This window comes from Arthrobacter sulfonylureivorans (genome assembly GCF_022637435.1).
Classification (GTDB): domain Bacteria; phylum Actinomycetota; class Actinomycetes; order Actinomycetales; family Micrococcaceae; genus Crystallibacter; species Crystallibacter sulfonylureivorans.
The window spans coordinates 2,303,679-2,330,526 of record NZ_CP093326.1; the positions used below are offsets into that span (position 1 = coordinate 2,303,679).

At 65.0% G+C, this 26,848-nt stretch carries 26 protein-coding genes and 1 pseudogene; 9 read left to right on the forward strand and 18 right to left on the reverse strand.

Going from position 1 to position 26,848, the window contains the following annotated elements:
- Window positions 1-44: 44 nt before the first annotated feature.
- Complete coding sequence (locus MNQ99_RS10770) at window positions 45-620, reverse strand: TetR/AcrR family transcriptional regulator (RefSeq protein ID WP_241912948.1); 576 nt, start codon at window positions 618-620, stop codon at window positions 45-47.
- A gap of 71 nt (window positions 621-691) precedes the next feature.
- Here MNQ99_RS10770 and MNQ99_RS10775 point away from each other — a divergent pair, with 71 nt between their 5' ends.
- Window positions 692-1,321, forward strand: a complete 630-nt coding sequence (locus tag MNQ99_RS10775) for a dihydrofolate reductase family protein (RefSeq protein ID WP_241912949.1) — start codon at window positions 692-694, stop codon at window positions 1,319-1,321.
- A 17-nt stretch (window positions 1,322-1,338) separates the two neighbouring features.
- Here the strand turns inward: MNQ99_RS10775 and MNQ99_RS10780 are convergent, their stop codons facing one another.
- From MNQ99_RS10780 to MNQ99_RS10790, 3 genes are read right to left on the reverse strand one after another with little or no spacing between them, the layout of a single operon-like run.
- The gene (locus tag MNQ99_RS10780) at window positions 1,339-2,508 is read right to left on the reverse strand and encodes an ABC transporter ATP-binding protein (RefSeq protein ID WP_241912950.1); all 1,170 of its coding nucleotides are present in this window, start codon (window positions 2,506-2,508) and stop codon (window positions 1,339-1,341) included.
- Window positions 2,505-4,100, reverse strand: coding sequence for an ABC transporter permease (locus MNQ99_RS10785; RefSeq protein ID WP_241912951.1), 1,596 nt, complete (start codon window positions 4,098-4,100; stop codon window positions 2,505-2,507). Before MNQ99_RS10785 ends, MNQ99_RS10780 begins: the two co-directional genes overlap by 4 nt.
- A gap of 4 nt (window positions 4,101-4,104) precedes the next feature.
- On the reverse strand, window positions 4,105-5,154 hold the full coding sequence (locus tag MNQ99_RS10790; RefSeq protein WP_241915333.1) for an iron ABC transporter substrate-binding protein: 1,050 nt from the start codon (window positions 5,152-5,154) through the stop codon (window positions 4,105-4,107).
- A 462-nt stretch (window positions 5,155-5,616) separates the two neighbouring features.
- On the opposite strand from MNQ99_RS10790, the gene MNQ99_RS10795 reads away from it, so the two are divergent.
- Together MNQ99_RS10795 and MNQ99_RS10800 are read left to right on the forward strand one after the other, a co-directional pair.
- Window positions 5,617-6,048, forward strand: a complete 432-nt coding sequence (locus tag MNQ99_RS10795; protein ID WP_127512528.1) for a universal stress protein — start codon at window positions 5,617-5,619, stop codon at window positions 6,046-6,048.
- 395 nt (window positions 6,049-6,443) lie between these two features.
- Entirely contained in the window at window positions 6,444-7,787 is a 1,344-nt protein-coding gene (locus MNQ99_RS10800; RefSeq protein WP_127512527.1) for a GntP family permease, read from the forward strand.
- Window positions 7,788-8,371: 584 nt separating this feature from the next.
- Here the strand turns inward: MNQ99_RS10800 and MNQ99_RS10805 are convergent.
- From MNQ99_RS10805 to MNQ99_RS10825, 5 genes and pseudogenes are all read right to left on the reverse strand, one after another.
- Window positions 8,372-8,875, reverse strand: coding sequence for a hypothetical protein (locus tag MNQ99_RS10805; protein ID WP_241912952.1), 504 nt, complete (start codon window positions 8,873-8,875; stop codon window positions 8,372-8,374).
- 166 nt (window positions 8,876-9,041) lie between these two features.
- Window positions 9,042-9,299, reverse strand: coding sequence for a type B 50S ribosomal protein L31 (locus MNQ99_RS10810; RefSeq protein WP_127512525.1), 258 nt, complete (start codon window positions 9,297-9,299; stop codon window positions 9,042-9,044).
- Between the two features lie 158 nt (window positions 9,300-9,457).
- Window positions 9,458-10,263: pseudogene (locus tag MNQ99_RS10815) on the reverse strand (TrmH family RNA methyltransferase).
- Complete coding sequence (locus tag MNQ99_RS10820) at window positions 10,260-11,036, reverse strand: sulfite exporter TauE/SafE family protein (RefSeq protein ID WP_241912953.1); 777 nt, start codon at window positions 11,034-11,036, stop codon at window positions 10,260-10,262. The pseudogene MNQ99_RS10815 and the gene MNQ99_RS10820 overlap by 4 nt, the downstream one beginning before the upstream one ends.
- A gap of 15 nt (window positions 11,037-11,051) precedes the next feature.
- Window positions 11,052-11,840 (reverse strand): ABC transporter ATP-binding protein, encoded by a 789-nt coding sequence (locus tag MNQ99_RS10825; RefSeq protein ID WP_241912954.1) that lies wholly within the window; start codon window positions 11,838-11,840, stop codon window positions 11,052-11,054.
- A 107-nt stretch (window positions 11,841-11,947) separates the two neighbouring features.
- Between MNQ99_RS10825 and serB the strand changes: the two genes are divergently transcribed.
- Window positions 11,948-12,841 (forward strand): phosphoserine phosphatase SerB, encoded by an 894-nt coding sequence (serB, locus tag MNQ99_RS10830; RefSeq protein ID WP_127512745.1) that lies wholly within the window; start codon window positions 11,948-11,950, stop codon window positions 12,839-12,841.
- Window positions 12,842-13,006: 165 nt separating this feature from the next.
- Window positions 13,007-14,896: a transketolase gene (locus tag MNQ99_RS10835; RefSeq protein WP_241912955.1), complete on the forward strand. Its 1,890-nt coding sequence runs from the start codon at window positions 13,007-13,009 to the stop codon at window positions 14,894-14,896.
- A gap of 480 nt (window positions 14,897-15,376) precedes the next feature.
- Here the strand turns inward: MNQ99_RS10835 and MNQ99_RS10840 are convergent, their stop codons facing one another.
- Together MNQ99_RS10840 and fabG are read right to left on the reverse strand one after the other, a co-directional pair.
- A complete protein-coding gene (locus MNQ99_RS10840; protein ID WP_241912956.1) occupies window positions 15,377-16,126 on the reverse strand; it encodes an SDR family oxidoreductase in 750 nt (249 codons plus the stop codon).
- A gap of 162 nt (window positions 16,127-16,288) precedes the next feature.
- Window positions 16,289-17,023, reverse strand: coding sequence for a beta-ketoacyl-ACP reductase (gene fabG, locus MNQ99_RS10845; protein WP_127512519.1), 735 nt, complete (start codon window positions 17,021-17,023; stop codon window positions 16,289-16,291).
- Between the two features lie 118 nt (window positions 17,024-17,141).
- On the opposite strand from fabG, the gene MNQ99_RS10850 reads away from it, so the two are divergent.
- The 3 genes from MNQ99_RS10850 to MNQ99_RS10860 are packed head-to-tail and all read left to right on the forward strand — an operon-like array spanning window position 17,142 to window position 18,883.
- The gene (locus tag MNQ99_RS10850; RefSeq protein WP_241912957.1) at window positions 17,142-17,732 is read left to right on the forward strand and encodes a DUF3099 domain-containing protein; all 591 of its coding nucleotides are present in this window, start codon (window positions 17,142-17,144) and stop codon (window positions 17,730-17,732) included.
- Window positions 17,729-17,980: a hypothetical protein gene (locus MNQ99_RS10855; protein ID WP_241912958.1), complete on the forward strand. Its 252-nt coding sequence runs from the start codon at window positions 17,729-17,731 to the stop codon at window positions 17,978-17,980. The genes MNQ99_RS10850 and MNQ99_RS10855 overlap by 4 nt, the downstream gene beginning before the upstream one ends.
- Window positions 17,981-18,883 (forward strand): SURF1 family cytochrome oxidase biogenesis protein, encoded by a 903-nt coding sequence (locus MNQ99_RS10860; RefSeq protein ID WP_241912959.1) that lies wholly within the window; start codon window positions 17,981-17,983, stop codon window positions 18,881-18,883.
- A 111-nt stretch (window positions 18,884-18,994) separates the two neighbouring features.
- Here the strand turns inward: MNQ99_RS10860 and abc-f are convergent, their stop codons facing one another.
- Window positions 18,995-20,593: a ribosomal protection-like ABC-F family protein gene (abc-f, locus tag MNQ99_RS10865; protein ID WP_127512515.1), complete on the reverse strand. Its 1,599-nt coding sequence runs from the start codon at window positions 20,591-20,593 to the stop codon at window positions 18,995-18,997.
- Between the two features lie 153 nt (window positions 20,594-20,746).
- Here abc-f and ypfJ point away from each other — a divergent pair, with 153 nt between their 5' ends.
- Entirely contained in the window at window positions 20,747-21,646 is a 900-nt protein-coding gene (gene ypfJ / locus MNQ99_RS10870; protein ID WP_241912960.1) for a KPN_02809 family neutral zinc metallopeptidase, read from the forward strand.
- Window positions 21,647-21,681: 35 nt separating this feature from the next.
- Here the strand turns inward: ypfJ and MNQ99_RS10875 are convergent, their stop codons facing one another.
- The 6 genes from MNQ99_RS10875 to sufB form a co-directional block, all read right to left on the reverse strand.
- Window positions 21,682-22,473 (reverse strand): Pr6Pr family membrane protein, encoded by a 792-nt coding sequence (locus tag MNQ99_RS10875; RefSeq protein ID WP_127512513.1) that lies wholly within the window; start codon window positions 22,471-22,473, stop codon window positions 21,682-21,684.
- 104 nt (window positions 22,474-22,577) lie between these two features.
- Complete coding sequence (locus tag MNQ99_RS10880) at window positions 22,578-22,907, reverse strand: metal-sulfur cluster assembly factor (protein ID WP_127512512.1); 330 nt, start codon at window positions 22,905-22,907, stop codon at window positions 22,578-22,580.
- 2 nt (window positions 22,908-22,909) lie between these two features.
- On the reverse strand, window positions 22,910-23,671 hold the full coding sequence (sufC, locus tag MNQ99_RS10885) for a Fe-S cluster assembly ATPase SufC (protein ID WP_127512511.1): 762 nt from the start codon (window positions 23,669-23,671) through the stop codon (window positions 22,910-22,912).
- A 59-nt stretch (window positions 23,672-23,730) separates the two neighbouring features.
- A complete protein-coding gene (locus tag MNQ99_RS10890) occupies window positions 23,731-24,090 on the reverse strand; it encodes a non-heme iron oxygenase ferredoxin subunit (RefSeq protein WP_241912961.1) in 360 nt (119 codons plus the stop codon).
- Window positions 24,090-25,373, reverse strand: coding sequence for a Fe-S cluster assembly protein SufD (gene sufD, locus MNQ99_RS10895; protein ID WP_241912962.1), 1,284 nt, complete (start codon window positions 25,371-25,373; stop codon window positions 24,090-24,092). The genes MNQ99_RS10890 and sufD overlap by 1 nt, the downstream gene beginning before the upstream one ends.
- Window positions 25,373-26,833 carry a Fe-S cluster assembly protein SufB gene (gene sufB / locus MNQ99_RS10900; protein WP_127512508.1) on the reverse strand — a complete coding sequence of 487 codons (1,461 nt, stop codon included), beginning with the start codon at window positions 26,831-26,833 and terminating at the stop codon, window positions 25,373-25,375. The genes sufD and sufB overlap by 1 nt, the downstream gene beginning before the upstream one ends.
- Between the last annotated feature and the right edge of the window lie 15 nt (window positions 26,834-26,848).

A 26,848-nucleotide genomic window follows, 5' to 3' on the forward strand; every position in this document is an offset into this window, starting at 1 on the left:
CGTCCTCTCCGATCGCGGTGCTTTGTGCGGTGCTTGGTTCAGAATCAATCATCGCCGCCCAAGAGTCCCGCGACGAGCGCTTCGATAACGTCGTCGGTTGACGTGTCCGGATCCAGCGGGTTGGTGAGCCGGTCGAACAGCAAGCCGTCCACCGCATAGTGGAAGAGCGCGATGTCTCGACGGCCGCCGGGAAGCCCCGCAGCGGTGTTGAACGCGATGTCGCCCTCAAAGGCTGCCCGCTGCCATTCCGCCAGGACGGCTGCGACAGCTGGGCGCCGGGTGCTCTCAAGGCGGAGCTCGAAGAGCGCGAGCGTGACCTCCCGTTCCGCGGTGAGCCGACGCACGATATCGCGTAGATAGTCGGAGAAAAGCCTGCGGCTGGGCGGCTCGGCCGCGAGGCGCTCGAGGACCTCCGGCTCCGGGCCTAGACGCTCGCCGATGCGGTCGACGAGGCCGGCGATCAACGCGTCGCGGCTGCGAAAGTAATTCGACGCGGTCCCGACCGGGACGCCTGCTGCTTCGTCGATCGCGCGATGAGTTAGTCCGCGCGAGCCTTCGCGAGCGAGAACTGCCAAGCCTGCGTCGGCGAGCAGTCGTCTCCGCTCATCATTCTTTGCCATGCTCCATCCTAGCCCAACCACTACATTTGATGTAGTCTGCGCTTCACCAGATAAGTCGTGATTGGAGCGCCATGCGGCAACTCGTCTATTTCGTCGCCGTCAGTCTTGACGGCTATATCGCCGGACCAGCAGGAGAATTCGACGCGTTTCCGCTCGAGGGCGATCACATGCAGCCGCTCACCGCTCGATTCGCCGACGCCATTCCGACCAATATTTCCGATGCCTATGGCATCGAACAGGACGGTTCGGTCTTCGACACGGTAGTGATGGGTTGGAACACCTATGCTGTCGGGCTCCCCGCCGGCGTCACGAGTCCGTACCGGCACCTGCGTCAGGTCGTGTTCTCCCAGTCCCGAACCCAGGCTGATATCCCGGGAGATCCGCCGAACCTTAGCGTCAGCAATGACAACCCGGTCGACGTCGTCCGCCGGTTGAAGGACCAGCCCGGCACATCATCAATCTGGCTCTGCGGCGGTGGTTCAATAGCGTCCGTGTTGGCCGATGAGATCGACCGGCTGGTGCTCAAGCGCAATCCCCTGCTCTTCGGCGACGGCATCCCGCTCTTCGCGCCGGGCGCCTACGAGCCTCAGCGCTTCCATGAAGTGGAGACCACCGCCTACAACTCCGGTGTGGTGGTATCCGAGTATGTGCGGCGGCCGGTCGTAGAGGCGCGGGCAGAAGCAAGGATCAAGAACGGCTAGAGAATCCGGTGACGCTGCTACGGGCTATCCTGCGGGAATGCCACGCCTTCGCCGACCACCCGCAGGCAGAGCTCAGTCCCGGGCTTCGTGATGGATGCGTTCCAGTGCCGAATGGTGATGACCTCGCCGCCGCCGGGGTATCGGTGCCCGTTGCTGGATGCGGCGCGCTCGGACACATTATTCTCGGCCAGTTTAATGCGAACAGTGGTTTCCGGACCGAAGTAGTCGGTGTCTACCACCACGCCGCGGATGGGACCGTCCGGTGCAATCCGGATCTGCTCAGGGCGGAGCATCAGCTGGACCTTGCCCTGCGCCGGCGGCCGGCGGACCGGGACTCCGCCCAGCGAGCAGGTCGCCAGCGAACCCTCCATCCAGGCATCCAGGATCACCGCGTCGCCCAGGAACTCGGCCGTGGCACGGTCGGCCGGCCGCGTGTAAACCACGAAGGGGTTGCCGATCTGGGCCAGCTTTCCGCCGCGCATGATCGCTACTTGATCCGCAAAGGAGAGGGCTTCGGCTTGGTCATGGGTCACCAGAATGGTGGTCACGCCGGCTTCATTAAGCACCTTGGCCACGGCGCGGCGGGTGGCAACCCGGAGCCCGGCGTCGAGTGCAGAGAACGGCTCATCCAGGAGCATGAGTTCGGGTTCGCGGGCCAGCGCACGCGCCAACGCAACGCGCTGCTGCTGGCCCCCGGACAATTGGTGCGGGCGTCGCTTGGCCATCGCGGCGTCCAGCGAGACCATTTCGAGCAGGTCCTGGACGCGCGCATTCAGGGCCCGGCGACCGCCGTCGAGTTTTCCGGCGTTGAGACCGAAAGCGATGTTCTGCGCCACTGTCAGGTGCGGGAAGAGCGCCCCGTCCTGCGCTACGTAACCGACATGCCGCTTGTGGGCAGGAATCCACACACCGTTTCCGGCAACGGGTAGTCCGCTGAGGCTGATGGAGCCGGTGTCCGGATGTTCGAAGCCGGCGATCAGCCGCAGCAGCGTAGTCTTGCCCGAGCCCGACGGGCCCACGATCGCAGTGGTTCCACCCTTGGCCACTGACAGATCGACGCCTTTGAGCACCGACTGTGAACCGAAGTTCTTGGTGACCTCGGCGATCTCCAAATGCGTGTTGGTGGTCGGAGCCACGGAGGGCGCGACGCGAAACGCCGGGAGGCTGGGAGGGGATTGTTCGGTCACTGTCCGGCCACTTTCTTGGACTGTTGGAAGAGCAGGTAGGTCATGGGCGCTGAGAGCAAGATCATCAGCAAGGCGTAGGGTGCCGCGCCGGTGTAGTCGATCTCGCTGCTCTTGCTCCAGAACTCGGTGGCCAGGGTCCGGGTCCCGTTCGGAGAGAGGAGCAGCGTGGCCGTCAGTTCGTTGACGATGGCGAGGAAAACCAGTGCGGCGCCGCCGGCAGCAGCCGGTGCGGTGAGTCGCAGCGTCACCCGAACAAAGGAAGTCAGCGGTGCTTTGCCGAGGGACTGGGCGGCTTCGTCGAGTTCCTTGGGCGCCTGCGCCAGCCCCGAGCGGAGGTTGACCAGGGCCCGGGGAAGAAACAGAAGCACATAGGCGGCGATCAGCACTCCCGCCGTTTGGTAGATCCCCGGGACCGCCCGGATGCTGACGGTGACGAATGCCAGGCCCACCACGATGCCCGGAAGCGAGCTGGTCACGTAGTTGGAGAGTTCCAGCAGCTTGCTGAACCCACTGGGTCGCCGCACAGCCAGATAGGCCATCGGGAAGGCAACCACAGTGGTGACTGCCGCACCAACGGCCCCGTACATCAGCGTCTGCAGCAGTGCGGGCATGAATTCGTCGGCCGCCCAGACCTCCGTCCCGCCCGCGATGAGCCATTTCAAAACAAACCAGACAGGCACCCCGAAGGCCAGCACCGTGACAGCTGCCAGCCCGAGCTGCGCAGGCAGCTGGTAGTGGCGAAGGGGTAGCCGCGTCGCCTTGGCCGGCGCGCCCGAGCCGATGCGGGCATAGCGTGCGGTGCCGCGGCTCTTCACCTCAGCCAGCAGCAAAATGAGGCACAGGAACACCAGCACACTGGCCAGCATGTTTCCGGCCGTGCCGTTGAATGTCGACTGGAACTGGACCATGATCGCCGTCGTGAAGGTATCGAAGCGGATCATGGCGAACGCGCCGTACTCCGCCAAGAGGTGCAGGGATACCAACAGTGCACCGCCGGTGAGGGCGATCCGGAGCTGTGGGAGCACCACTCGGAAAAAGACTGCCCACGGGCCCAGGCCGAGCGATGCGGCGGATTGCTCGATGGCTGGATCCAGGCGGCCCAGCGCCGCGGCCGCCGGAATATAGACCAACGGGAAGTAGGACAAGGTGGCGATGAGCACGCCGGACCAGATTCCCGCAAGGGACGGGACGGCAGAGACCCACGAATAGCTGTTCACAAAGGCCGGAATGGCCAGTGGCGCCGCCAGGGCGACGGCCCACCAGCGGTGCCCGCGCAGCGTGGTGCGCTCCACCAGCCACGCGCCGCCTGCGCCCAGGACCAGGCACAGCGGGACGGTGATGACAGTGAGCATGACGGTGTTCAGCAGCAGTTCGCCGACTCGCGGACGGAAGATGAGCTCGACGGCGGTGTCCCAGCCCGTTGCGACCGTCATGTAGGCGACATAGCCCAGGGGGACGAGCGAAAACAGGGCGATCAAGACCGCCAGCAGGGACACCGTGGACACGCCGAAAGGCGGGCGAAGGCGCTTGCCCCCGCCCGCCGTCGTGGCCCCCGTACTCGGCGTACCGGGAGCCGATAGATCAGTTGTCACAGAACTACAGTAATCCTGCCTTGGTCATCAGGTCGGTGACTTGGGTGGAGTTCAGCTTGGCCGGGTCCACCGTGGGAGCCTCGAGGTCCTTGATCGGCACCAGCGCCTCATTGGCCTCCACCTGCGAGCCCACCGGGTACTCGAACGAGGTGCCGTTCTTCAGGATTTCCTGGCCCTGCTTGCCGGTGATGAATTTCAGGAAGGCCTGCGCGTCTGCTGCGTGTTTGGAGGACTTCAGCACGCCGCCGCCGGAAACCGAGATGAAGGCTCCCGGGTCCTGGTTCTTGAAGTAGTACGGCGTCACGTTGTTGGAGTTCTCGCCGGTCTCGGCCTGATCGCCGTAGTAGTAGTAGTGGTAGATGAGCGCGGCGTCGACTTCACCGGCGTTGACAGCCTTCATGGCCGTGCTGTTGCCCTTGTAGGCCTTGAAGTTTTCCTTCATGCCCGCCAACCACGCGTCAGTGGCGGCTTCGCCCTTGAGCTCAAGCAGCGCGGAGACGATGGCCTGGAAGTCAGCGCCGGTCGGCGAGGCGGCCCACTTTCCCTTCCACTCGGGGTTGGCCAAGTCCAGCATCGACTTGGGCAGCTTGTCTTCGCTGATCTTGTTCTTGTCGTACACCAGGACCGTGGAACGGGCAGCGATGCCGGTCCACTTGCCGGTGGAAGGACGGAATTCGGCCGGAATCTGGTCGACGGTGGCCTTGTCCACGTCCGCGAAGAGTCCGGCGTTCTCAACCTGCGTCATTGCCGGGGAGTTCTCCGTAAGGAACACATCGGCCGGCGAGGCTGCGCCCTCCTGGATGATCTGGTTGGACATTTCAGTGTCCGAGCCCTGACGGACGGTGACCTTGATGCCGGTTTCCTCGGTAAAGGCGTCGATCCATTCCTTGGCCAGGCTCTCGTGCTGCGCGTTGTAGACCGTGATGCCCTCGCCTGCGGCGACGGATCCAGACGCGCCGGAGTCGGTGTCGGCGTTCGAACCACAGGCTGCGAGGCCGAAGACGGAGGTGGCAGCCACTGCGATGCCGACCAGGGCGTTCTTGCGGAGCTTCATGGGGGAGCTTCTTTCTGAAGACATGGAGGGGATGTTGGAACCCTCAACGAAGCTTAGGTTAGCCAAGCCTAACTAGTCTAACTTTTAGTGCGGCATTGAAATTTGTTACGCAGCATACGTCGGCTCTCGGACGGGCACTTTTCGGGGCGCAGCAGGGAGGCGCCGGTCTCCGGATTGTCAACGGGCAGGACCACGGGCCCGAGGACAGCATCGGTCACCAAAGTCATACACCATCGTCTCAGGAGAATAGCTCCTGGAGTTTTCAACGGCGCCCCCAACCCGCGGCAATGGGTGGGCTCGAGGTCCCAGGACTGGTGTATGGCGCCATCTTCTATGTGTGGAAACCTCTTCCACATCTACTGTTGTCGACAGGGACAAGAAGGTACCCGCCGTAGTCGAAACATTTATCTTTGGACAGGGCCAGACCGTGGCCGAGAGCGAAGCAATGAGGAGGAAGCAACAATGTCAGAAATCGTCATGGTGGGCGTCGACGGCAGCAACACTGCGTTCAAAGCCGCTTCGCGGGCGGCAGACATCGCTGAGGGCCTCAACGCCGAACTCGCCGTGCTCACCGCCCATGTCAAGGAAAATACCGAGGTCATCAAGATCGGCAATGACACGTGGATACTTGACGACGCCAAGCAAGCGCAAAAAATGGCGGAACGCGTCGCGGCCAAACTGCGCGAGGAACATCCCGACCTGATCATCCGCCCCGTCGCCGTTCGCGGGAAGCCGCAGGAGGCATTGGTCGAGGAAGCGGCGCGTGTGGGGGCCGGGCTGCTGGTTGTGGGCAACGTCGGATTGAAGGGCCTCGGTCGTGTGTTGGGCAGCGTCGCGAACAGCGTGGCCCGCAATGCACCCTGCGACGTGTTGATTGTAAGGACAGACCGATGATATCCGCCGGCACTACAGGCAGTATGCACGGCAGCAGATAGCTTCCGTCTCCTTGCCTCCCCCGAAAGAGTCCATCGGTGAGTTCTAGATCTGCGCCAGCTTCTTGACTCCGCGTTGGAGTCCCGGATACGAGATCTCTGCCTGGAACTGGATTACTTCCTTTAGAGCCTTGACACCGCCAACCTGCCAATATGAACTTGGTCCCGGGATTAAGGTGCATTAATGAGTTCCCGTATAGGACCGGTGTGCATCTTTGCGGGGACCTGCGGTGCCCGTACTCATACCGACGCCAAGCTCATCGTCGACGGCTGCGGCGGCGGCGCCGTACCAGAGCGGGGGTCGATGTGGCTACGGTACTAAGTGACGTTGCCACTCCATAAAGGCAGGAGCAGGCCATGATCGTCATTCATACCGCCATAGCCATCGTCGTCATCATCGTGCTCATCATCAAGGCCAAGGTCGACCCGGTGATCTCGCTGATCATCGGCGCGCTCTACCTCGGCCTCGCAACCGGTGTCGGTTTCACGGCGACGATCGTGGCGATCGCCACCGGCTTCGGCGAAATCATGGGCGAGGTCGGCCTGCTTATCGGCTTCGGGGTGCTCATTGGAGCGATGCTCCATGCGATCGGCGCCTTCGGGAAGATGGTGACGATGCTCGTCAACGGTGTCGGCGCACGCCGGCTCCCGTACGCATTGACCGCTGCGATGTCGACGATCTTCCCCTCGATCTACGTGGACGTGCAGGTCGTGCTGGCCTCTCCGGTTGCCCGCTCAAGCGGGCCACTTATTGGCCGGACAGGTTTGGCCCACATGGCCGGTGCACTGGGGACCGGGATCTTCGCCGGCTACGTCTTCGTGATCCCGGGTCTGGCCGCCGTCTCCATCGCGGGCCTGCTGGATATCCCATTAGGCCTTTGGCTGATCTACGGCCTCGTGCTCGGGCCGCTGACCGCGATCTTAACAACGCTGATCTTCCGCTGGCTCCTGCGCGGCCGGTACTGGAAATCGGACAGGGACGAAGAGGTCGATGAGGCGATGGCCGAACTGGACACCACAGAACTGGTAGAAGAGGACACCAAAACTCCCCCGCTGTTCGTCTGCCTGCTGCCCATTCTTGTGCCGCTGGTGATGATCGCCTTCGGTGCATTCGCGGAGCTGTTCGGGTTCTCCAACGACTTCATCACCTTCCTCGGTGACGCCAACTTTGCGCTCTTTGTCGGCCTCCTCGGTGCCTACGCGCTGTGCCGGCGCACATTGGGCTCGAAGGGCACAGACACGGCAATGAGCGAGGGCTTCCACACCACGGGCGAGATCCTGCTCATCACCGGCATCGGCGGGTCCCTGGGCGCAGTCATCGGGGAGACCGGGCTCGACACGATCCTGGCCGGCCTCTTCACTGCCGATGCAGCGGCGCCTGTAATCCTGAGCATCCTGCTCGCCTGGGTCATCGCCGCTGTGCTTCACCTGGCGATCGGATCGGTATCGGTAGCGGCCATCGCGGCCGCCGGGATCATCGGTCCGGTACTCGGGTCGATCAACATCTCGCCGCTCGTCATCGGCCTAGCCATCGCCTCGGGTGCGATGTTCGCGCTTCAGGTCAACAGCAATTTTTTCTGGATGTTCAAATCGCTGATCGGACTGTCGACTCAGGGGACCTTCAAGACATTGACGATGGGTACATCCATCGCGTCGGTGGTTTCGCTACCGATGGTCTTGGCGGTAGCCCTCATCGCATAGGGCGGGGTCGCCGGTAATTCCCGCTCCCTCACCGGACAGTGCACCGGACTGGGCATACGGAATGCCTTTTTGGCCGGACCGGTGATGCGACTGGCCAGACAGCGGCATCCTAGTGGAGGACCCTGTATCGGACACCGCGATTCCGAGAGCCCGTGTATCAGACGGGTACGTGGTTTGCTCACCCCGTCTCGGGGCACCATGTTGCGTCGCATCGTCCGACTACACCCGATGACGGCGGTTGCCCACCCGGCAGGGCCGGAAGGCTACCCGGTCTATGTGGTCGACGATTGGCAGCAGCTATTGATCGGTCGGTGATATTTGACGCCGGAGGAGCTGGATCTTGAGCATTGCAAGGTGACCCGCGTGGTACCAGGGGTGCCGGTATGGGCGTGGATCCGGTTCCCGGGGGCCGCCGAGCTGGTCCAGGGTGAGGCATTCGGCTGGACGCCGCGGCGGTTGAGGTCGCGTGGACGGATGCGGGGGACCGGCGGGTTACCTGGGTATGGGCGTCCGCCGTGCGACGGCGGGACGATCAGGTCCGGCAAACGGCGCTGCGAGAGCGGACCAGCCATCGGCCATGACGCCTACTCCCCCGCAGTGCAGTAGAGCTGCAGTTCGGCTTCGCCATCCCGGACATTGTGCAGCCCGGTAAACCCATGACCACCGCTGAAGCGCGATGCCAAGGACGAGCCGTCCTCCAATTGGTACAGCACACTGGCAAGCATTGTCCCCTCAGCGTTACTGATGGACAGCGAGACGGCCCGGCCGTCAGGACCCTCCCCGAGATAGCTTCCGGACAGCCGGAAAGTGCCCGTGGACAATTCCTGTCTGGTTGTCGCCGGCCCGTCGACCCGCGGCAGGACGAGTTGAGCGGCCTCCTCTCCGGCGCTGCTGCCGAAGTCCGGACGGTACTGGGTGGTGCAGCTAATCGCAGCAGGCAGTTGCTGCGGGCCGGCGGCGCAGCCGGTTACCAGGAACGTAGACAAGGCCAGCATGTTGAGTGCGGCGAAAGCCAGCCGTCCGGAACCGCTCCCCCGATGCCGGCTCAAGGGGACCGGGACCATGCCGCCGCTACCAGGTGCTGCCATGGCAGCAGCGTAGCGTCGAAACCGGCTTCGGCTGGCATTCACGGCCGGTGTCCCTCCCCGCCGGCCGTGCCTACCGTGTTTGTTACTGCCGTGCCCACCGTCTTGTTTAAACAGCAGAGCCCGCACCAAGCGGTGCGGGCTCAGCTGAAGGGCGCGGGGCGAAGAGTTACTTCTTGCCGCCGAAGCCCTTGAAGCGTGCGTTGAAGCGCTCCACGCGGCCGGCGCTGTCCATGATGCGCTGCTTGCCGGTGTAGAACGGGTGGGACTCCGAGGAGATTTCAACCTCGATCAGCGGGTAGCTGTTGCCGTCTTCCCACTCCACCGTCTTGCTGGACGTAGCGGTGGACTTGGTCAGGAAGGAAACGCCGGAGGCCAGGTCGCGGAAAACAACCGGGGCGTATGCCGGATGGATATCAGACTTCATAGTTGAACCTTTTCTACACGCCCCTGGATTTTGCCAGCGGCTAGAAGGATGGAAAGATGGCAGCCCCATGAGGGCCAGCAAACAACTCTACCGCATCGCCCGGTCCCGCGTCGAAGCGACACGGACATTCCGGACGGCAGGACCGCAAGACCAGAAGCCTAGTCCGGCCGGCAGGCCCAAAAAGCCACCGCGCTGGCTGCGGCAACATTCAGCGAATCGACGCCGGCCCGCATCGGGATCATCACGGTCAGGTCCACCTGCTCCAGCGTTTGCTGCTGCACGCCGGCGCCCTCGGTGCCAAGCACCAGCGCCAGCTTGTCGAAAGTGCGCCGTTCCAGCTCGTCCAAGGTGATGGCGTCGGCGGCAAGCTCCAGCGCCGCCGTCGTGAATCCCTCGCTGCTCAACACGGCCAGTCCCGCCGGCCATTCCTCGAGCCTGGCCCAAGGGATCTGGAAAACGGTGCCCATGGAGACCCGGATACTGCGCCGGTACAACGGGTCGGCGCACTGCGGGCTCAGCAGCACGGCATCCATGCCCATGGCGGCGGCGGACCGGAAGATCGCTCCCACATTCGTGTGGTCCACGATGTCTTCCAATACAGCCACCCGGCGGGCACCTGCCAGCACGTCCTGCGCGGACCGCGGCGCAGGCCTGTGCATGGCGGCCATGGCGCCGCGGTGCAGGTGGAATCCGGTGATCGCCTCCAGGACCTCCGGCGTTCCGATGAACACCGGCACCTCCGGGAACCGGCCGATCACGTCGCGCAGGTCGTCCAGCCACTTGTCGGTCAGGAAGAAGGACCGCGGGATATGGCCGGCCGCAACGGCCCGGCGCAGCACCTTGGAGCTTTCGGCGATGTACATCCCCTCCGCGGGTTCGCGGCGGCGGCGAGGGCGGTGTCGGTTAGCTGGGTGTAGTCGGCCACCCGCGGGTCGTCGGCGGAATCCAGCCGGACCAGGTTCATACGAAGAGGTTCCTGACCAGCACAACCAGGGCCACCAGCCCCAGCGCCACAATCACGCCGCGCAGCACCACCGGCTTCAGCCGGCGTCCTACGGCGGATCCGATCAGCGAGCCGATCAGCGAACTGATGGCGATCACCAGCACCACGGGCCATTCGATCCGGTCGAAGGCGAACAGCATGTAGGAGATCGCTGCAATGATGTTCACGCCCAGGACCAGCACGTTCTTCATGGCATTGGCCTGCTGCAGCGTGCCGTGCAGGAAAACGCCGAGGATGCCGACTAGCAGCACGCCCTGGGCGGCCACAAAGTAGCCGCCATAGACGCCGGCGAAAAAAACCAGTCCCAGCAACAGCCAGGGCCGTGGCCGGGTGCGGGCCTGTGCTGCCTGACGCTCCCGCACCCAGGCCTGCAGCTTCGGTTGGAACACCACGAAGAACAGCGCCACTACGATTAGGAACGGTGCGACAATCCCGAACACTTCCTCCGGCAGGTGCAGCAGCAGCCACGCGCCGGTAACCCCGCCCAGCAGCGACGCCGGCAACAGGATGGCTACCGTGCGGCGCAGCCCGGCCAGTTCCCGGCGGTAGCCGTAGACCCCGCCGACGTTGCCCGCGATCAGGCCGATCGCGTTGGAGATGGTCGCCGTCACGGGGGCATAGCCCAGCGCCACCAAGACGGGGAAGGTGACCAGCGTGCCGGATCCGACGATGCTGTTGATGGTGCCGGCCCACAGCCCGGCCAGCCCTATCAGGGCAGCGTTGAGTAGATCCACGGGGGTAGGGACCGCCTAGGCGCGCTTGGCTACGGCAGTGTAGCGGCCGTCGTCGTGCTTAAGGCTGAGCGGCATGTCGAACGCGGTGCTGAGGTTGTCTTCGGTCAGCACCTCGGCGATGGGGCCTTGGGCCACCACGCCGCCCTCGCGCAGCAGCAAGGCATGGGTAAAGCCCGGCGGCACTTCCTCCAGGTGGTGCGTGACCAGCACCAGGGCCGGCGCGTCCTCATCCTTGGCCAGTTCGCTCAGGCGCTCCACGAGGTCTTCGCGGCCGGCCAGGTCAAGGCCGGCGCCCGGCTCGTCCAGCAGCAGCAGTTCCGGATCGGACATCAGCGCCCGGGCGATCTGCACGCGCTTGCGTTCCCCCTCGCTCAGCGTGGCGAAGGTGCGGTTCATGAAGGTGGACATACCCCACGCGTCAAGCAGTCGGAACGCCCGGCGCTCGTCCATCTTGTCGTACTGTTCGCGCCAGCGGCCGGTCACGCCGTAGGAGGCGGTGACCACCACGTTGAGCACCTGCTCTTGCTCCGGGATCTGGTTGGCCAAGGCGGCGGAGGCCAGGCCGATCCGCGGGCGGAGCTCGAACACGTCCACCTTGCCCATGGTCTCGTCCAGGATGCCGGCCATCCCGCGGGTGGGGTGCATGCGCGCGCCGGCGATCTGCAGCAGGGTGGTCTTGCCCGCCCCGTTGGGGCCCAGCACCACCCAGCGCTCCCCCTCCTTGACCTGCCAGTCGACGCCGTCCAGCAGGGTTTTCCGCCCGCGGACAACAGTGACCCCGGCAAACTCAAGTACATCGCTCATATCAGTAGACAGTAGGCTAAAACGTGTAGTAATCGCCAAACGCGACGCCGGACCCTGCCCTGATGGATCCGGCCATCCCCTCCAGCTTTACGCAGAACGGAATTACCATGCCCTCGCTCCTCCGTGTAGTCTCCTACGGCCGGGAACTGCCCGATGCCTACCTTGCCGCCGTGCAGGCCGCAGTCACCGGGGCCGGCGGGAACATCGTTGAACTGGAGAACGCGGCCAACGGCCGCTTCCAGGTCACCGTATTGATAGTGGAGTACGACGGCGGTGCCTCCGACGGTGTCACGGCTTTGCGGGCGGCGGTGGACCCCGTGCTCACCGGTGAGCTGGGCACGGCCGTGATGGACGCGTCGCTGGCCGGGCCGGACCGGAAGCTGCTGCTCATGGATGTGGACTCCACGCTCATCCAGCAGGAAGTGATTGAACTGCTGGCGGATCACGCCGGCAAACGGGACGAGGTTGCCGCTGTGACAGAAGCGGCGATGCGCGGCGAACTGGACTTCGCCGAGAGCCTGCACGCCCGCGTGGCCACGCTGAAGGACCTTCCGCTCGGCGTGATCGAGCGGGTGCGCGATGCCTTGCTGCTGACGCACGGCGCCAAGGAACTGGTGGAGGCCTTCCTGGCCGCCGGCCATGCGGTGGCGGTTGTCTCCGGCGGCTTCAGCCAGATCCTGGACCCGCTGGCCGAGGAACTCAACCTGACGTACTACCGGGCCAACACGCTGGGCATCGACGCCGACATGCTGACCGGCACGGTGGATGGCGATGTGGTGGACCGGGCGGCGAAGGAGGCCTCACTGCGCGAATGGGCCGCCGCAGAGAAGATCGATTTGGCCCAGACCATTGCCATCGGCGACGGCGCCAACGACCTGGACATGCTGGCCGCCGCGGGGCTGGGGGTTGCCTTCAACGCCAAGCCCGCCGTCCGCGAGGCCGCAGACGCCGCCATCAACATCCCCTACTTGGATGTAGCGCGCTACTTCGCCGGAGTCTGACGCCTAACCGGCCGGCATCCGCATGTTGCTCACGTGGGATGCAACGCGGCCCTGTCGCCGGACCGCGCACGGGAGTAGGGTCGGTTTGAACATCCCCCGGACAGCGCTGCCGATGCGTGCAACGGGGCCCGGGATTCCCTGAACCTTCCGTGAAGGAGATCAGTGATGAGCGCCGACTCCACGTCAACCACCATCTGGGATCCGAGCCTGGCGGAGGCCTGCCGTGCGCTGGCTGCGCAGCTGCGGGTCGATTCAATCCGCGTCACCAGCCGGGCCGGATCCGGCCACGCCACCTCCTCCCTGTCGGCGGCCGACCTCATGGCTGTGCTGTTGGTGAACCATTTCCGCTATGACTGGCAGCGTCCCAAGCTGGCGGCGAACGACCACTTGGTCTTCTCCAAGGGGCACGCCTCGCCGCTGCTCTATGCCATCTTCCGGGCTGCCGGCGTGGTCGACGAAGCCGAGTTGCTCGATACCTACCGGCAGTTCGGCGGCAGGCTGCAGGGACATCCCACTCCTGCCCTGCCGTGGGTGGACGTGGCCACCGGATCCCTGGGCCAAGGACTGCCCGACGCGGTCGGCATCGCGCTGGCGGGCAAGTTCCTGGACCGGCTGCCGTATCAGGCCTGGGTGCTGTGCGGCGACAGCGAGCTGGCCGAAGGGTCCATGTGGGAGGCGTTGGACAAGGCCGCCTACTACCGGCTGGGAAATCTGACGGCGATTGTGGACGTGAACCGGCTGGGCCAGAACGGGCCGACCGAGCTGGGGTGGAACCTGGACCAATACGCCGAGCGGGTCCGGGCCTTCGGGGCCCAGCCGTTGCCGATTGACGGCCATGACCTGGACGCGATCAATAACGCCCTCGCCACGGCCCGTGCCACTAGGGACCAGCCCAGCGTCATCCTGGCGCGGACGATCAAGGGCAAGGGCGTCCCCGAGGTGGAGGACAAGAACGGCTGGCACGGAAAGGCGCTGCCGGACGACATCGCCGAGCCTGCCATTAAGGCGCTGGGCGGACCCACCCAGATCCGGGTCACCACGCATGCCCCGGCCTCGGGCGCACCGGCCATCACGCCCAACCCGTCGGCCGCCGTCAAACTTCCCAGCTACACGGTGGGCGACGCCGTGGCAACCCGGACCGCCTTCGGCGAAGCGGTCTCTGCCCTCGCCGCACGGCCCGAGGTGGTGATGTTGGACGGCGAAGTGGGAAATTCCACCAAGGCCGGTGAATTCAGCAAGGCCGCCCCGGACCGCTTCTTCGAGATGTTCATCTCCGAGCAGCAAATGGTGGCTGCGGCGGCGGGGCTCTCCGTGCGCGGATATGTGGCGTTCGCCGCGAGTTTTGCGGCCTTCCTGGTGTCCCGCGGTTACGACTTCATCCGGATGGCCGGCGTTTCCGAGGTGAGTATCCGCTTGGTCGGGACCCATGCGGGCGTAGAGATCGGCCAGGACGGGCCGTCCCAGATGGCGCTCGAGGACCTCGCCGCGATGCGCGCGATCCACACCTCGACTGTTCTTTACCCGGCGGATGCACCCTCCACCGCACGGCTGATCCAGACCATGGCGGACACGCCTGGCATCTGCTATCTACGCGCCACCCGCGGCGATTACCCCGTGCTCTACGAGGCGGGCGAGGAATTTCCGCTGGGCGGCTCCAAAGTGCACGGAGCCACCGGTGACGACGCTGTCACCCTCATCGGCGCGGGGGTCACCGTGCACGAATGCCTCGCCTCCGCCGCCCAACTCGCCGGTGAAGGCATTGCCGCCCGCGTGATCGACCTGTACTCGATCAAGCCCATCGACCAGGACACCTTGCTGGCCGCGTGCCGGGCCACCGGCGGGCGGATCATCACGGTCGAGGACCACTATCCCGAGGGCGGCCTCGGGTCAGCGGTCGCCGATGCGCTGACGCAGGCGCAGGTCCCGGAACTCAAACTGGTCCGATTGGCCGTGCGGGGACTGCCCACCTCCGGCGCGCCGGAGGAGTTGTTGGACGCGGCGGGCATTTCGGCGCGGCACATTTCGGAGGCGGCGCGCAGCCTGGTTCGCGGGTAGCAGGCAGCCTAATCCGCGGGCCGCCTGCCCGACCGCAGAAGCCCTTGGGCTTAAAGGGCCCAAGGCAGCCCCTTAGGCCGCGAGGGAGACCTCCGCAGACGGACAGGGCCATTCCACGAGCCGGACAAAGTTGCCGTCCTCGTCGTAAGAACAGTCCTCGCAGATAGCCGGCGCGGGTAATTCGTCGCAGGCATCACAACGTCCGCACGAATTCGGTTCCATGAAGTCGATCCCGACGCCGCGGGAATGTGTCTTTGCCATCTTCGCTACCCTCCTAATGGTCCAAGGATGCGGCCAACGTAGCACCCGCTACCGACAGCGTCGGGGATTTCTACCCGGCATGCCCGGCACTGATGCGTCATGCCGTTCCCGGCACTGATGCGTCACGCCGTTGAGGGGCGCCGTTGAGGAACATGGCGTCCGGGGAACGGCGCGGGAGGGCACCGTTCCCTCAGCCGTCATCAACAGCCGCCCGTGCCCCTAGCCCTGGGACTGGAAGGACTCGGCCCCGCCCACGTATTCGGTGTGACCGGAGGGAACATCGGCGGTGACCATCTTCGCCACTTCTGCGCCGAACTCCTCCACGGAGTAGAGCTTGCCGGCCTCGGCACGGCGGGCTTCGAGGGCACCGGGGCGTGCCCGGTCCAGCAGAGTGGCGGTCACGGTGCCTTCGATCATGTCGCCGGAGACCACCACCAGCGAGATTCCCTTGGCTTCCAGTTCCGGCAGCAGGTCGCGCAGCGCGTCTTCACCGGCGCGCTTGCTCAACGCCACCGGTTCGTATTCCGGCATCGTCGGCACGGTGCGGATGAAGTGGGCCTGGTGGCTGGTGACAAAAACCACCCGTGATCCCGTCGGCATCACTTCGGCCGCCGCCTTGAGCATGTTCACCTGGGCATCGCGGTTCAGGCGCAGTGCGTAGTCCTCACCCATGCTCGTCTCCATGCCGCCGGAGGCGTTGAGCACCAGCACGTCCAGGCCGCCGAAGTTTTGCCGGGCGGCGTCCACGAGTGCCTGCGAGCCCTCTTCGGCCGTGAGGTCGGCAGCGACGGCGACGGCGCGGCCGCCCGCTTCCTCGATCTGCGCCACGACCTTGTTGGCCCGCGGTGCCTTCTGGCGGTAATTGACAACTACCGCTGCGCCCTCGGCCGCAAGCAGCTTGGCCACCTCGGCGCCGATGCCGCGGGATGATCCCGTTACGATTGCTGCTTTGCCATCCAGTGCGCCCATGGCTGCTCCTTAAGGTTCTCGGTAAGTTTTCTGTGGTGGTCCGGCCGCGCGCTTGTAGGAAACGCTTAACCGGATAAGGCTTCGGGTTCCATCTTGCCAGCCCCCGAAGCCTTATCCGTTGTAGAAAGCCCACAAAAGCGGGCCGCTCACCTGCTGGGCAGCTTAGTGGCCCATGCCCAATCCGCCGTCCACCGGGATCACGGCGCCGGAGATGTAGGCAGCTTCGTCGCTGGCAATCCACCGGACCACCTTCGCCACTTCCTCGGGTTCGGCGAAACGACCCGCCGGGATAGAGGACAGGTAGCTCTTCTGCGTGTCTTCCGGCAGCACGGCGGTCATTTCCGTGTTGACGAATCCCGGAGCCACCACGTTGGCCGTGATGTTGCGGGATCCAAGCTCGCGGGTCAGCGATCGGGCCATGCCCACCAGGCCGGCCTTGGACGCGGCATAGTTGATCTGGCCGGGCGACCCGTAGAGGCCCACCACCGAGGAGATCAGCACCACGCGGCCCTTGCGCAGCCGGATCATCCCCTTGGAGGCACGCTTGATCACCCTGAACGCTCCGGAAAGGTTGGTGTCCACCACGCTGGTGAAGTCTTCTTCGCTCATCCGCAGCAGCAACATGTCGCGCGTGACGCCGGCGTTGGCCACCAGCACCTCCACCGGGCCGTGGGCTGCCTCGACCTCGGTGAACGCAGCATCCACGGACCCGGCGTCCGTGACATCGGCCTTCACACCCAGAAGCCCTTCGGGCACGTCGCCGCTGCGGTAGGTGATCGCTACCTTGTCACCGTTGGCTTCAAAGGCCCGGGCAATGGCCAAGCCAATTCCCCGGTTACCGCCGGTGACCAGCACGCTGCGGCCGGTCTGCTGTTCGTTGCTCACACTTACCTCCATGAAGCTGCTGTTTTCCTAAGGAATCCTAGCCCGGGAGTTCCTGCGGCTGGTGATCGTTGCGTCGGCTTTAGACATTCGGGCCGTCGTGGGAGAATTGATATAGCCCTGATGGAGTGTGATGAGCAAGCAGCCTGACGAGAAACCGGAAGTCCTGAGCATTACGGACGTCCCCGAAAGCCACACCGATGAGATGCACCGGCGCATGGTCAAGTACTCGCTCGCCATGGGCATCCGACTGGCCTGTTTGCTGCTCTTCTTCTTCATCGACAGCTGGTTCCGCTGGTTCTTTGTGGCCGGCGCCGTATTCCTGCCGTGGATAGCCGTGATCATCGCCAATGGCGGCAGCGACAAGTCGCACCTGACGCACAGCACCGCGCTGCTGGACCAGGCTCCCCTGCCGGAGCTGGAAGCCCCCTCCGCCGGTGCCAACGCCGGAGCAACCGACGACGGCGACTTCCTGACCGGGGTGGTTATCGACGACGCCGCGCAGCCCTCGGCCACTGGCCAGGACCCCACAACCACCGCCCAGGAACGGCGCAGCCCTGCAGAGGCCGCCCCGGACGCGGACCAACCGACAGCATCGGCGGGCACCGGCTCAACGGCCAGCCAACCGCCGCCCGGTCCCGCAGAGCAAGACGACTATGAGCAGCCGGCGTTTATGGGAAGCCTCAGCCCGGTGGTCAAGCGACGCCGGAAGACCGCCGCATGAACCTCTTGGGCCAGCTTGGCGGTGCAGCGGCCGCCGAGACACCAATCTGCTCACGGAAAGGTTGCCGCGGGGACGCCCAGTGGCAACTGCTCTGGAACAACCCGAAAATCCATACGCCCGGGCGCCGCAAGATCTGGCTCGCGTGCGATGGGCATCGCGAGTGGCTGCAGGACTATCTGGTCCAGCGAAGCCTTTGGAAGGAAACGCTTCCCCTGGAAGAATCCGCTACACCGGAAAGCAGTGCCTGAATGTCCTACCGATTCCTGCTCAGCGGCAAGTGGCTGGGTTGGCTGCTGATTGTTGCCCTGCTCGCCGCGGTCTGCGTGGTGCTGGGCAACTGGCAGATGGACCGCCGGGACCAGGCGCGTGCCACTATCGCCGCCGTGGAGACCCATTACGACGCCAATCCTGTGCCGTTCACCAAGGTTCCGAAGATTTTCGCCACTGCCGATGATTCGGTGGAATGGACCCCAGTGGTCCTCAACGGCAAGTACGACGACGCCGGCCAGCGGATTGTGCGGAACCGGCCCCTGAACGGCCGGCCGGGTTACGAGGTTCTCATCCCGCTCCGCCTCGAGGACGGGCAGGCCGTCATCATCAACCGCGGTTGGTTGCCGATCGGCAACAACCAGGCTGGCCATCCGGACGCCATCCCGGCCGCCCCCAAGGGCGAGGTCACCGTCGTCGCACGTGTTAAGCCGGGCGAAGGTGCGGTCAGTCGTGGTGCCCCCGAAGGACAGTTGGCGTCAATCCAGCTGGATTCCTATGCGGCCGAACTGGACTACCCGATCTTCACCGGCAGCTACGGCCTGATGGCGGCGGAGTCCCCCGCCGCCGCCGAGCAACCTGTGCAGATCCCCAAACCCGCCATCGATGAAGGCCCCCACCTGTCGTACTCCATGCAGTGGTATGCCTTCGGCGTGCTCCTGTTCGTCGGCTACGGCTACGCCGCGCGACAGCACGCACACCATGGCCGGTTGACCGAGGAAGAAGAGGCGCTCAGCGGCTTCCATCAGGCCAACCCGGCCCCGCGTGCCGCCGCAGCCCCAAAGCGCAGCCGGAAGCGGCCCACCGCCGAAGAAGAGGAAGACGCCCTGCTGGACGCCCAGGGCTTCCGGACCGACGGGTCCCTGCTCAGCCGCGACGACTGAACTGCCGCGCCGCCTTCAACCGAAATTGCACGGCGCTTAGACGCCTCCCTCGTTCCTCGGTCGGCGATGCGCGCCTTAGCAATTCCGATTGCAGCGGCGTAGGCCCAAGACTCAGGCCAGCGTGACGAGGTCCAGGTAGTCCTCGTTCCAGAGGTCTTCGACGCCGTCCGGCAGCAGTACAACGCGTTCCGGATTGAGTGCCGCGACCGCGCCTTCGTCGTGGCTGACCATGACGACGGCGCCGCTGTAGTTGCGCAGGGCGCCGAGGATCTCCGCGCGGCTGGCCGGGTCCAGGTTGTTGGTGGGCTCGTCCAGCAGCAGCACGTTCGCCGATGACGCCACGATCGTGGCCAGCGCCAGCCGGGTCTTTTCACCGCCGGAGAGCACGCCTGCCGGCTTGTTGACGTCGTCGCCGGAGAACAGGAAGGAACCGAGGATGTTCCGCACCTCGGCGTCCTGCAGGTCCGGGGCAGCCGTGCGCATGTTCTCCAGGACGGTGCGTTCCACATCCAAGGTGTCGTGTTCCTGGGCGTAGTAGCCGATCTTCAGTCCGTGGCCGGGCAGCACATCGCCGGTGTCAGGGGTGTCCACGCCGGCCAGCATGCGCAGCAAGGTGGTTTTGCCCGCGCCGTTCAGGCCCAGGATCACCACGCGGGAGCCCCGGTCAATGGCCAGATCGACGTCGGTGAAAATCTCCAGCGAGCCATAGGACTTGCTCAGGCCTTCGGCAGTGAGTGGAGTCTTGCCGCACGGAGCGGGGTCGGGGAAGCGCAAAGCCGCCACCTTGTCCTGTGCCCGGACCTCGTCCAGTCCGCTGAGCAGCCGTTCGGCGCGTTTGGCCATGTTCTGCGCCGCCACCGCCTTGGTGGCCTTGGCCCGCATCTTGTTTGCCTGGTCCATCAGGACCTGGGCCTTCTTTTCCGCGTTGGCCCGCTCGCGTTTGCGCGCGCGTTCGTCGGTCTCTCGCTGCAACTGGTAGCGCTTCCAGTTCATGTTGTAGATGTCGATGGTGGCGCGGTTGGCGTCCAGGTGGAACACCTTGTTGACGGTCGCTTCCAACAGGCCGGTGTCGTGGCTGATCACGATCAGGCCGCCCTGATGATTCTTGAGGAACTCGCGAAGCCAGCTGATCGAGTCGGCGTCAAGGTGGTTGGTCGGCTCGTCCAGAAGCATGGTCTCCGCGCCGGAGTACAGGATCCGAGCCAGCTCCACGCGGCGGCGCTGTCCACCGGAGAGCGTTCTGAGCGGCTGGTTCAGGATCCGCTCCGGCAGGGCCAGGTTGGAGGAAATGGCAGCTGCTTCGGCCTCGGCCGCATAGCCGCCGCCGGAGATAAACTCGGCCTCCAGCCGGTCGTAGCGGCGCATCGCCTTCGCTTGCACCTCTGCATCGCTGCTGGCCATGTCCGACTGCGCTTCACGGAGTTTGCGGGTTACCACGTCCAGTCCGCGGACCGAGAGGATCCGGTCGCGGGCCAACTGTTCCATGTCCGGGGTCCGAGGGTCCTGCGGCAAATAGCCGATCTCCCCGTTGCGCACCACGGTTCCGCCGGCAGGCAGGCCTTCGCCGGCCAGCACGCGTGTCAGCGTGGTCTTGCCGGCGCCGTTGCGGCCCACCAAGCCCACTTTGTCGCCCTTGTCCACCCGGAAGGACACCGCCTCCATGAGCAGACGGGCTCCAGCACGCAGCTCAAGATCGTTGACTGTAATCACAGTGGAGGCCTTTCAAAAGGGTGCGGGACGAGATGCCCGGGCGCCGTCCATGAACGGACGGGGCGGAAATCAACCTTTCCAGTCTACCGGTATCGGCAGCCCGCACCCACCAGTCCGCCAGCCGCCCGCTGACCGGACGGTTATTCTTGGCTCATGAGTTTCTCTCGCGGCTCCCGGCTGGATACGTCCCAGGTGCAGGACCGTCGAGGCGGTTTAGGCGGCAAGATCGCCATCGGCGGCGGCGGTCTGCTGGTGCTCATTGCCAGCCTGTTGGGTGTGCCTGCTGAACTGTTGGAGGGATTCGGGCTGGGCAGCGGCCAGGAACAGCAGCAGGCGGGCGGCCCGGGCCTGCAGGAGGAATGCCTCACCGGTGCCGACGCCAACGAACGAACCGATTGCCGCATCGTGGGAACGGTCAACAGTCTCAACGATTTCTGGGCCGGTTATCTCCCCCGCTACAACATGCAGTATCCCGTGCCCCAGACGGTCCTTTTCGACGGCGGTGTCAGCACCGGCTGCGGGAGTGCTAGCAGCGCTGTGGGCCCTTTTTACTGCCCGAGAGACCAGACCGCCTATTTCGACACCGCTTTCTTCGCCGAACTGACCAGCCGGTTTGGCGCCAGCGGCGGACCGTTGGCTGAGGAGTATGTGGTGGCGCACGAATTCGGACACCACATTCAGAATCTGACCGGGGCCATCGATTACTCCCGGCAAGATCCGCAGGGAGCGGAATCCGGCGCGGTCCGGGTGGAACTCCAGGCCGATTGCTATGCCGGTGTCTGGGCGGCGAATGCGACCGAGCAAGTCGATGAGCGGACCGGCCAGCCCTTCATGCAACCGCTGACGGAGCAAGATCTCAGGGACGCTCTTTCCGCCGCAGCCGCGGTGGGCGACGACCGCATCCAGCAGTCTGCCACCGGCCAAGTCAATCCACACACCTGGACACACGGTTCCAGTGAGCAACGCCAGCGCTGGTTCCTGCTGGGCTACCAGACCGGGGATGCCGGACGCTGCGACACCTTCTCCGCGCCGGACCTCGATAGGCCCGCCTGACGCGGGCACGTCCCGAGCCATCCAGTCTGCAGGGGCTACAGGTCGCGCGGATCCACCGGTTCGGCCTCCCGGGCGCCTCCGGCGAACGGCAGGCCGTCCGCGCCCTTGCCTGCGGCAGCATCAGGCGGTCCGAAGCCCGGCAGGTAACCGTCGGGCTCACGTCCCATCGTTGAGTCCAGCAGCAGGAAAACCATGGTGGCTCCCAGCCAGAGCAGGATCAGGCCGATGCCCATCATCAGCAACTGCCCGGCTGCCGGCACCGGTCCGGCGGTGTACGGCAGCCAGCCCGTGATGGCTCCCCTGAGGCCCGTCCAGAGCAGCCAGAAGCCTGGGAAGACCAGACCGAGGGTGGCTGCACCGGCGCTGATGCGGGGACGGGGACCAAAGATCAGCCAGCCGGTCACGACCACCACCGGAAGCGCGTACAGCAGGAGCCGGTCCGCCATCACCCCGGCAACGCTCATCTCGGCGGTGTCGGGCAGTCCGCGGAACGGGGTGAACTGGGCCAGGAAGACCAGCAGCATGGCCGCCAGCGTGGCCGTGCGGGCCGCACGCCAGAGCCGTCCCCCGGCCATGGCCGAATCCATCAGCAGTGTCAGGCTCACCACGAAGACCAGCAGTGCCGACTGGACACCGGGCGCGCTGGCGTAGTTCCACCACGAATGCGCGGCGGCAGCGGCATAGCCAGGCGCTGCCGGCACAGCCGTGATTCCGAGGGCGAGGCCAACCACGGCGAGCAGCGCCGTCAGCCCGTGGAAGGCCGCGGCAACATGGACTTCGTCATAACGCCCGCGCTCCTGCGCCTTGCCCACGGTGGAAACTCCCATACGCCGATCCTAACGCGGCGGCCGGGCACCAGACAGGGGATCAGACAGAGGCGGACCGCCCACCCGAAGGTGACCGGTCCGCCGTCGTTATTTCAAACTGTGGATCAGATGTTGAAGCCCAGCGCGCGCATCTGGTCGCGGCCGTCGTCGGTGATCCGTTCCGGTCCCCACGGCGGCATCCAGACCCAGTTGAGCCGCCACTCGTCGACGACTCCGTCCAATGCCTTGCCGGTCTGCTCCTCGAGGACGTCGGTGAGCGGACAGGCGGCGGTGGTCAGCGTCATGTCGATCAGCAGGGCGCCGTCGTCCGCGTACTTCAGCCCGTACAGCAGGCCAAGGTCCACGATGTTGACGCCCAGCTCAGGGTCGATGACGTCCTTGAGCGCTTCTTCGACGTCCTCCAGGGACGTCTGCGGGGCATTGACTTCAGTCATAATTAGGCCTTTGCTGCGGTCAGGTAACGGTCGTAGCCCTCTTCTTCCAGCCGGTCGGCCAGTTCGGGGCCGCCCTCTTCGGCGATGTGGCCGTCTACGAAGACGTGCACGAAGTTGGGCTTGATGTAGCGCAGGATCCGCGTGTAGTGGGTGATGAGCAGGGTGCCCATGGCGCCTTCGGCGTGCACCCGGTTGTGGCCTTCGGAGACCACCTTGAGCGCATCAACGTCCAGGCCGGAGTCGGTCTCGTCCATGATGGCGAACTTGGGCTTGAACAGTTCAAGCTGGAGGATCTCCACGCGCTTCTTCTCGCCGCCGGAGAAGCCTTCGTTGACGTTGCGCTGGGCAAAGTCGGCGTCGATGCGCAGCTGGCTCATGGCTGCCTTGACGTCCTTGGTCCAGTGGCGCAGGCTCGGGGCCTCGCCGTCGAGGGCGGTCTTGGCGGTGCGCAGGAAGTTGGTCATGGTCACGCCGGGAACCTCGACCGGGTACTGCATGGCCAGGAACAGGCCGGCGCGGGCGCGCTCGTCCACGCTCATGGCCAGCACGTCTTCGCCGTCCAGGGTGATGGAACCGGAGTCCACCTTGTAGCGGGGGTGCCCGGCGATGGTGGAAGCCAAAGTGGACTTGCCGGAACCGTTCGGGCCCATGATGGCGTGGATTTCGCCGGTGTTGATCGTCAGGGAGACGCCCTTGAGGATCTCCTTGCTGCCCTGCTCGGTGTCAATGCTGACGTGCAGGTCCTTGATTTCAAGAGTAGACATCTGTCTGCTTTCTCCTTTGCGCCCGGTGAGGGCGGGCGTAAGTTCGCGTGTTGAAGTTTTTAGTTGAGGTCCGGAGCAGGCGCCCCGTTGAGGACGTTCGTGACGTCCACGTAGACGCTGTCGCCGTCGAGCGTCAGCGCGAACACCGGGACGGGTTCGAACGCCGGCAAGCTCAGGGGCTCGCCGGTGCGCAGATCGAACTGGGAACCGTGGCCCCAGCATTCGATCGTGCTGCCTTCGACGTCGCCTTCGGAGAGTGAGACGTCCGCATGCGAACAGGTATCCCCGATGGCGTGCAGTACGCCTTCGGAGTCCCTGACGATGGCTACCGGATAGTCATCGACCAGGATGCGCACGGCCTGATTGACCTGTACGTCCGAGGCGTTGCACACCAGTTCGCCGCGCGGAGCCTCGCTCATCAGAGGTTGCCCGCCTCGAGTTCGCGTTCCAGCGATGCGTTGAGGCGCTCTTCCAGGGCGGGAACCCGGATCTGCTGGATGATCTCGTGGAGGAACCCGCGTACCACCAGGCGGCGGGCGACGTCCTCGGGGATGCCGCGTGCCATCAGGTAGAACAGGTGCTCGTCGTCGAAGCGGCCGGTGGTGCTGGCGTGGCCGGCACCCTCGATCAGTCCGGTTTCGATCTCGAGGTTCGGCACCGAATCGGCGCGCGCGCCGTCGGTCAGAACCAGGTTCCGGTTGGCCTCGTAGCTGTCGGTGCCTTCGGCTTCCTTGCGGATCAGAACGTCGCCCACCCAGACGGTGTGCGCGTTCTTACCCTGCAGGGCTCCCTTGTACAGCACGCGTGACTTGCAGTTGGCGACTGCGTGATCCACGAACAACCGGTGCTCAAGGTGCTGTCCGGCGTCGGCGAAGTAGAGGCCGAACATTTCCACGTCGCCGCCGGTGCCGGTGAAGCGGGTGGACGGCGTTAAACGGACCAGATCGCCGCCGAGGCTGACGGTCACGTGCTTGAACTTCGCGTCGCGGCCCACGCGGGTCTGCTGCGAGGAGGCATGAACGGCGTCATCGGCCCATTCCTGCACCGAGACAACGGTGAGTTCCGCGCCGTCCTGCACGTCGATCTCCACGTTCTGGGAGACGGTAGCGCTGCCCTTGTGGTCCAGGACGACGACGGCCTTGGAGAACTTTTCGGCCACGATGATTACGTGCTGGGCGGACAGTTCGGTGCTGGTGCCCTCGATCACGACGGCGACCCCGGTCTCCAGTTGGGCCTCGGCCGGGATGGTCACCACGGTGGCTTCCTTGAAGGCCTCCCATGCTGCTGCGGAGACGCGGTCCTCGGGAATCCCGGCAACGCCGATGCGTGCATCGTCCCGGCCGACGGTTTCAACGACGACTCCGGCCGGAAGGTCGGTGCCTTCGGGACCGCTGACGGTGACCGCCGGGGCGGTTCCGACCAGTGCGTCGCTCTGCAGGCCGCGCAGCCGCTTGAGCGGGGTGAACCGCCAGTCTTCCTCGCGGCCGGTCAGCGGACCGAAGTCGTCCGCCCTGTAGGAGGTCAGGCGGCCGGCACGGGAGCTGTCCGGAATGCCGACGCCGCCGCCGTGGCTGTGGCTCTTGGCGCTGGCACCGGCCAGAGGACCCGCCGCGGCGTTGACCGGGGAGAGATTTTCGCCCTCTTCGGTGAATCCGTCGATGGCCGGAGCACCGATACGTGCCTTCTCAGTGATCTCAGTCATTAACCTACGGACCCTTCCATCTGCAGTTCGATCAAGCGGTTCAGCTCAAGTGCATATTCCATCGGCAGTTCCCGGGCGATCGGCTCAATGAAGCCGCGCACGATCATGGCCATGGCCTCGTCCTCGGCCAGACCGCGGGACATCAGGTAGAACAACTGCTCCTCGCTGACGCGGGACACGGTTGCCTCGTGGCCCATGGTGACATCGTCTTCACGAACGTCGATGTACGGGTAGGTGTCCGAGCGTGAGATCGTGTCCACCAGCAGGGCATCGCACACCACGGAGTTCTTGGTGTTCTTCGCGCCCTCACGGACCTGGACCAATCCGCGGTAGGCCGAGCGGCCGCCGCCGCGGGCCACCGACTTGGCCACGATGGCACTGGAGGTGTTCGGGGCAATGTGGACCATCTTGGAGCCGGTGTCCTGGTGCTGGCCTTCGCCGGCGAAGGCGATGGACAGGGTCTCGCCCTTGGCATGCTCGCCGACCAGGTAGACGGCCGGGTACTTCATGGTCACCTTGGAACCGATGTTGCCGTCGATCCACTCCATGGTGGCGCCTTCGTGTGCAATGGCGCGCTTGGTCACCAGGTTGTACACGTTGTTGGACCAGTTCTGGATGGTCGTGTAGCGGACGCGGGCGCCCTTCTTCACAATGATTTCGACGACGGCGGAGTGCAGCGAATCCGAGCTGTAGATCGGCGCCGTGCAGCCTTCGATGTAATGCACGTAGGAGTCTTCGTCGGCGATGATCAGCGTCCGCTCGAACTGGCCCATGTTCTCGGTGTTGATCCGGAAGTAGGCCTGCAGCGGAATATCCACGTGGACGCCCTTGGGGACGTAGACGAAGGACCCGCCGGACCAGACAGAAGTGTTGAGCGAGGCGAATTTGTTGTCACCCACCGGGATGACCGAGCCGAAGTATTCCTGGAAGATCTCCGGGTGTTCCTTCAGTCCGGTGTCGGTGTCCAGGAAGATCACGCCCTGGGCTTCGAGGTCTTCACGCAGCTGGTGGTAAACCACCTCGGACTCGTACTGGGCGGCGACTCCGGACACCAAGCGCTCACGCTCGGCCTCGGGGATGCCCAGCTTTTCGTAGGTGACCCGGATGTCCTCAGGCAGGTCCTCCCACGTCTTGGCCTGCTTCTCCGTGGAGCGCACGAAGTACTTAATGTTGTCGAAATCGATGCCGGAAAGATCGGCGCCCCACGTCGGCATCGGCTTGCGGTCGAAGTACTTCAGGCCCTTCAGGCGCAGATCCAGCATCCACTGGGGCTCGTTCTTCTTGGCCGAGATGTCGCGGACCACTTCTTCATTCAAGCCGCGGCGCGCATTGGCGCCGGCGGTGTCGGCGTCCGACCAGCCGTATTCGTACGTTCCGATGCCATGCAGCTCGGGGTTCTTTTCCAAGATTTCGGAAATGGTGGTGTCGGGTACATCGGTCGTCCCGACCGCGTTCCTCATACTCTGATCCACTTG

What these genes read in the sequence shown, in the direction of transcription:
- MNQ99_RS10770 (WP_241912948.1), bottom strand. Translation starts at nt 620, where the DNA reads ATGGCAAAGAATGATGAGCGGAGACGACTGCTCGCCGACGCAGGCTTG.
- MNQ99_RS10775 (WP_241912949.1), top strand. Translation starts at nt 692, where the DNA reads ATGCGGCAACTCGTCTATTTCGTCGCCGTCAGTCTTGACGGCTATATC.
- MNQ99_RS10790 (WP_241915333.1), bottom strand. Translation starts at nt 5,154, where the DNA reads ATGAAGCTCCGCAAGAACGCCCTGGTCGGCATCGCAGTGGCTGCCACC.
- MNQ99_RS10795 (WP_127512528.1), top strand. Translation starts at nt 5,617, where the DNA reads ATGTCAGAAATCGTCATGGTGGGCGTCGACGGCAGCAACACTGCGTTC.
- MNQ99_RS10800 (WP_127512527.1), top strand. Translation starts at nt 6,444, where the DNA reads ATGATCGTCATTCATACCGCCATAGCCATCGTCGTCATCATCGTGCTC.
- MNQ99_RS10805 (WP_241912952.1), bottom strand. Translation starts at nt 8,875, where the DNA reads ATGGCAGCACCTGGTAGCGGCGGCATGGTCCCGGTCCCCTTGAGCCGG.
- MNQ99_RS10810 (WP_127512525.1), bottom strand. Translation starts at nt 9,299, where the DNA reads ATGAAGTCTGATATCCATCCGGCATACGCCCCGGTTGTTTTCCGCGAC.
- MNQ99_RS10825 (WP_241912954.1), bottom strand. Translation starts at nt 11,840, where the DNA reads ATGAGCGATGTACTTGAGTTTGCCGGGGTCACTGTTGTCCGCGGGCGG.
- serB (WP_127512745.1), top strand. Translation starts at nt 11,948, where the DNA reads ATGCCCTCGCTCCTCCGTGTAGTCTCCTACGGCCGGGAACTGCCCGAT.
- MNQ99_RS10835 (WP_241912955.1), top strand. Translation starts at nt 13,007, where the DNA reads ATGAGCGCCGACTCCACGTCAACCACCATCTGGGATCCGAGCCTGGCG.
- MNQ99_RS10840 (WP_241912956.1), bottom strand. Translation starts at nt 16,126, where the DNA reads ATGGGCGCACTGGATGGCAAAGCAGCAATCGTAACGGGATCATCCCGC.
- fabG (WP_127512519.1), bottom strand. Translation starts at nt 17,023, where the DNA reads ATGGAGGTAAGTGTGAGCAACGAACAGCAGACCGGCCGCAGCGTGCTG.
- MNQ99_RS10850 (WP_241912957.1), top strand. Translation starts at nt 17,142, where the DNA reads ATGAGCAAGCAGCCTGACGAGAAACCGGAAGTCCTGAGCATTACGGAC.
- MNQ99_RS10855 (WP_241912958.1), top strand. Translation starts at nt 17,729, where the DNA reads ATGAACCTCTTGGGCCAGCTTGGCGGTGCAGCGGCCGCCGAGACACCA.
- MNQ99_RS10860 (WP_241912959.1), top strand. Translation starts at nt 17,981, where the DNA reads ATGTCCTACCGATTCCTGCTCAGCGGCAAGTGGCTGGGTTGGCTGCTG.
- ypfJ (WP_241912960.1), top strand. Translation starts at nt 20,747, where the DNA reads ATGAGTTTCTCTCGCGGCTCCCGGCTGGATACGTCCCAGGTGCAGGAC.
- MNQ99_RS10875 (WP_127512513.1), bottom strand. Translation starts at nt 22,473, where the DNA reads ATGGGAGTTTCCACCGTGGGCAAGGCGCAGGAGCGCGGGCGTTATGAC.
- MNQ99_RS10880 (WP_127512512.1), bottom strand. Translation starts at nt 22,907, where the DNA reads ATGACTGAAGTCAATGCCCCGCAGACGTCCCTGGAGGACGTCGAAGAA.
- sufC (WP_127512511.1), bottom strand. Translation starts at nt 23,671, where the DNA reads ATGTCTACTCTTGAAATCAAGGACCTGCACGTCAGCATTGACACCGAG.
- MNQ99_RS10890 (WP_241912961.1), bottom strand. Translation starts at nt 24,090, where the DNA reads ATGAGCGAGGCTCCGCGCGGCGAACTGGTGTGCAACGCCTCGGACGTA.
- sufD (WP_241912962.1), bottom strand. Translation starts at nt 25,373, where the DNA reads ATGACTGAGATCACTGAGAAGGCACGTATCGGTGCTCCGGCCATCGAC.
- sufB (WP_127512508.1), bottom strand. Translation starts at nt 26,833, where the DNA reads ATGAGGAACGCGGTCGGGACGACCGATGTACCCGACACCACCATTTCC.